Annotated in this window: 1 protein-coding gene; it reads left to right on the top strand. The window is 47.1% G+C overall.

The genetic code is table 11. From position 1 onward, the window contains the following. Positions 1–75 precede the first annotated feature (75 nt). Positions 76–1,515 carry a phosphoglucosamine mutase gene (glmM, locus tag IQ242_RS23900; RefSeq protein ID WP_193961668.1) on the top strand — a complete coding sequence of 480 codons (1,440 nt, stop codon included), beginning with the start codon at positions 76–78 and terminating at the stop codon, positions 1,513–1,515. Positions 1,516–1,804: the final 289 nt, after the last annotated feature.

Below are 1,804 nucleotides of genomic sequence, written 5' to 3'. Positions count from 1 at the left end.
ACTGGGAACATTGATTTTAAAAAATCGGTGATCATGTTATCCTCTGAATGTGTTGTGTGAGGAAAGGAATCGGCCATGGTAGCGTCTCTATCGTATCAAAATGGGCAAAAAGCTCGATCGCATCCCCTGTTATCCTTAGGGGGTTTAATCGAATTACCGCCATCACCCCTGTTTGGCACGGACGGAATTCGCGGCCAAGTGGGAGAATTATTAACTGCCCCCCTAGCGCTACAAATCGGATTTTGGGCAGGACAGGTATTAAAAAATCAAGCTGGTGTCACCAAACCAGTAATTATCGGTCAAGATTCCCGTAATTCCAGTGATATGTTAGCCAATGCTATGATTGCGGGTTTAACTTGGGCGGGAATAGAAGTCTGGCAACTGGGATTATGTCCCACTCCCTGCGTCGCCTATTTAACCAGAGAAAGCGAAGCGATGGGGGGGATCATGATTTCTGCCAGTCATAATCCTCCTGAAGATAACGGCATTAAATTTTTTGACGGCAGCGGTTTAAAATTGTCTGGCAGTTTAGCGGCACAGATAGAAGCGGGTTTAAGAGGCAATTTAGAATTAGCAGATAAACCGAAAAATTGGGGAAAAGCGACTTTTTGTCCCGAATTAATCCAAAAATATTATCAAGCTGTCATTGATTCCGTCGGGATGGATATTAACCTATCGGGATTAAAAATAGTTTTGGATCTAGCTTGGGGGGCAGCCGTTAACCTAGCACCTTTAGTATTCCAAACCTTGGGGGCGGAAGTTATCTGCCTACACGATCAAGCCGATGGCGATCGCATTAACGTTAATTGTGGTTCTACCCATTTAGAAAGCTTACAGGCGGCGGTGATTAATCAGCAAGCGGATTTAGGGTTTGCCTTCGATGGCGATGCCGATCGAGTCTTGGCCGTGGATAGTCAGGGTAGAGTAGTAGATGGCGATTATATCCTCTATTTTTGGGGTCGTTCCCTCTTAGAAGCAGGACAGCTACCCGATGGGTTATTAGTAGCAACGGTGATGGCTAATTTAGGCTTTGAACGCGCTTGGCAAAAACTGGGGGGTCAATTCTTGCGGACTGCCGTGGGTGATCAGCACGTTCAGGCGCAAATGTGGGAAACGGGAGCCATGCTAGGGGGTGAACAATCTGGTCATATTCTCTGCCATCATTACGGGGTTTCTGGGGATGGAATGCAAACCGCCCTACATTTAGCGGTTTTAGTGCAGAAATCGGCAGTTTCCTTGGCTAAATTAGTCGATCATAGCTTTGTCACCTATCCGCAGATTTTACGCAATGTGCGGGTGGAAGATAGAGAAGTGCGACGTAATTGGCAGCAATGTGAACCTTTACGGCGTGAAATCCGCCAAGCTGAGACAGCCATGGCAGAAAAAGGCCGAATTTTGGTGCGCGCTTCCGGGACAGAACCGTTAATTCGGGTGATGGTGGAAGCAGAAACCCTAGAATTAGCCAATTTTTGGACAGAAAGGCTAGTGGAAGCGGTGCGAAGCTATCTTTTGTAGTCGATCGAGGGGAACAGGGATTATAATGCCCTTAGCCTAGCCTAGCAAGGGATAATTGTCACTAACCCCGCCCTAAAAGCGACGGGGCTTGCCTAGACCAATTTAGGCGACGCAAGTAGAGACTACCGCATCGAGACACAATCTGGCCCAGACCTCCGAATGCTTCCCTAGTTCGGATTCCCTCTAAGCTTTATTGGTAAAGCGTTGTTAGACAAGACATCTTGATTGTGTTGCGGTTCGGGACTTTAACTTTACTCTTAAGGATTATCTCCATGGCAAGAGTTCCTGT

Origin of the sequence: Microcystis sp. LEGE 08355 (genome assembly GCF_015207185.1) — a bacterium.
GTDB classification, from domain to species: domain Bacteria; phylum Cyanobacteriota; class Cyanobacteriia; order Cyanobacteriales; family Microcystaceae; genus Microcystis; species Microcystis panniformis.
The sequence above is the reverse complement of the archived record's forward strand: the minus strand, read 5'-3'. Positions and strand labels throughout refer to the sequence as shown.